At 70.7% G+C, this 2,634-nt stretch carries 1 protein-coding gene; it reads right to left on the bottom strand.

The genetic code is table 11. The features are described from left to right. On the bottom strand, positions 1-2,634 hold a 2,634-nt coding region (locus G9H72_RS11585), incomplete at both ends, for a discoidin domain-containing protein (protein WP_166171091.1).

Raw genomic sequence — 2,634 nt, 5'->3', positions numbered from 1 at the left:
GGGTTGGGGTTCGGGTTGGGGTTCGGGTTGGGGTTGGGGTTGGGGTTCGGGTTCGGGTTGGGGTTCGGGTCCGGGTTCCCGGTGACAGTGCCCGGGCCGTACACCTCGAGCTCACGGACGATGGCCGGGCCGTACCACGCCTCCATCGGCTCCCGGAGGCTCGCGGCGTCCGTCGGCCAGAACGTCGGCTTCGCGCCGCCGGTGTAGCTGCCGTAGTTCACCGCGCTGACCGCCACCCGCACTGCCGTGGCGACACGCGCGGGGAACGAGACGAGCCGGCTGCGCTGGTAGAACACGCCCGTCTCGCTGGCCACCTGGGTCCAGCTGCCGTCCGTGTTGCGCGTGGAGACCGTGAAGTCGCGGATGCCGGTCAGGGTCGACCCGATGCTCGAGGTCTGCAGGACCACGCGGTTGACGTTGGTCGGCTGCGCGAGCGTCACCGTCAGGCTGGGGGAGTTGTCGCCGGGGGCCGAGGCCCAGGCCGAGCTGGACAGGAACGTGCCCTGGCCGCGCGCGTCGGTGGTCCCGTCGATGGCCCGGTGAGCCGGGTTCCACGGCGAGTCCGAGCTGGCGCTGGCCGTGGCTCCGGACGTCGACGACGCGACGTTGGCGCCGTACGTCTCGGCCGCGGCGATGGCGACGCTCGCACCGTTGGGCACGTGGACGTACTGCACGGCGCCGCTGACGTTGAGCGCAGCGGTCCCGTTGGCGGCCAGGTTGACCGCACGGCTCTTGCCGAGCTCGTCGACGACGGTGACGGTGACCGCCGAACCGGAGTTCACCAGCTGCATCGGGACGGGCAGGTCGTCGCTCCACACCGCGAGCACGTTGTCCGTAGCACTGGCGGCGCTGCCGTACCGCTGCACGAAGACGTGCGGGGTGCCCACGTCGACCCGGCCGACGAAGGGCCGGGAGCCGACCTCGGACTTCTGCGTCATGAGGCCGAGAGCGACCGGCTTGACGTAGTCCTCGCCGTGGATGGCGTGGAAGCCGAGGTTGAAGTTGCCCCACGTCCCCTGCGCCAGGAAGTAGGCCCAGCGCTGGATGCCCCACTCGCGGTAGAGCAGCTGCGCCCGGACGCTGTAGTCCGCCTGCCCGAACAGGTTCGCCTGCCCGTCGGACCACCACGAGTGCTCGGTGACCCAGATCGGCTTGTCCTGTGCTCCGTACGGAGCGCGGTCGGCCTTCATCCAGGAGAGCAGCGTGCCGACGCCCTCCTCCTCGAAGGAGCGGTTGTGCCCGGTGTAGGGGTGGATGCCGATGACGTCCATGTGGTCGAAGCCGCCGGCTGCACCGATCTGGCGCCAGTAGTCGGCGTTCAGACCGGCGATGCTGCCACCGACCACGGTCGCGACCGGGTCGGTCTGCTTGATCGCGCGGTAGGCGGGCTTGAGGATCTTCTCCACGTAGCCGGCGCCCGAGTCCCACGTGATGTTGGGCTCGTTCCAGACCTCGTAGTAGTCGATGAGGTCCTTGTAGCGGGTGACGATCTCGCGCACCCGGGACTCCCACTGGCCGTTGTTGACCATGGCGTGCTCCGGGCCGCCCTCGCTGCCCTCACCGAGCAGCAGGAGGAACGGGACGTTGCGCCTGCGTGCCTCGGCCGCGCCGGCGGCGAACTTGGCGTCGTACTTCTCCAGCTGCAGCGGCTTGCTCGGGTCGGGCATGATCTCGCGCCAGTTCAGCGCCTCCCGGAACAGGCCCGTGCCGAGCACGTCGGCCAGCGCGACACCGCGCGCCGGGTCCGGGCCGCCTGCGTCGGCGTGCCCGGGCAGGGTGGCGAGGTCCAGCGCGTGTCCGGGGGCTCCGACGGTGTAGCTCACGCAGGTCCCGGACAGGTGGTCCCCGTCACGGGTGATGAACGCCTCGACCTCGTACGCCCCGGGCTGCGCGGCGGGAAGCTGCAGGCTCAGCCCGTTGTCGATGACGTCCGCGGTCAGCGGGACGCGGGTGTAGGCGACGTCCGCATCGGCCGTCACCTGCTCCCGGTCGCGGACCCGGTAGTCCAGGGAGAAGTTCCCGACCGTCTTCCACCAGGCGTCGAAGCTCGCGCGGACCCGAGGGGTCTTGCCGGCGGCGAAGTACTTCCCGCTCGTTCCCTCGACGGCGAGCCCTGCGCCGTAGCCCAGCCGCGGCTCGGACTTGGTCGGGCGCTGGGCGAGCTCGATGAGGTCGGCCAGGGGGATGTAGTTGATGCCCTGGTTGCCGGTGAACTTGGGGCCGGTCGTGTAGTAGACGCCGGTGCCGTCGAAGGCCAGGGTCGCCAGCTGCGTCAGCTCGCGGAGGTAGTCCTCGCTCGCCGTGCCGATGTAGACGCCGTAGCGGTCGGTCAGCGAGATGCCACGGCCGGCGTCGGCGACGAGGAAGCGGCCGTCGGGCAGGCGCAGCGCCCCGCCCTGCATGTAGAAGTGCAGCGGCGCGCCGATCGGCATCGGGTCGTTCTCCGACGCCTTGTCGCCGAACGCCTGGACCTGTCGTCCGGTCGCGTCGAAGACCCGGACGTACTTGCCGTCGGTGCCGATGACCGAGCCGTCCGCGGCGGTGCTGAACGCCTTCCCGCTGACGGCGGCGGTGCCGGTCTGGGTGCCGTTCTGGTCGAAGATGCGGGCCGCGCCCTCGCGCATCGTCACGCCG

The organism is Motilibacter aurantiacus, assembly GCF_011250645.1.
GTDB classification, from domain to species: domain Bacteria; phylum Actinomycetota; class Actinomycetes; order Motilibacterales; family Motilibacteraceae; genus Motilibacter_A; species Motilibacter_A aurantiacus.
This window is presented reverse-complemented; position numbering and strand designations above follow the sequence as displayed.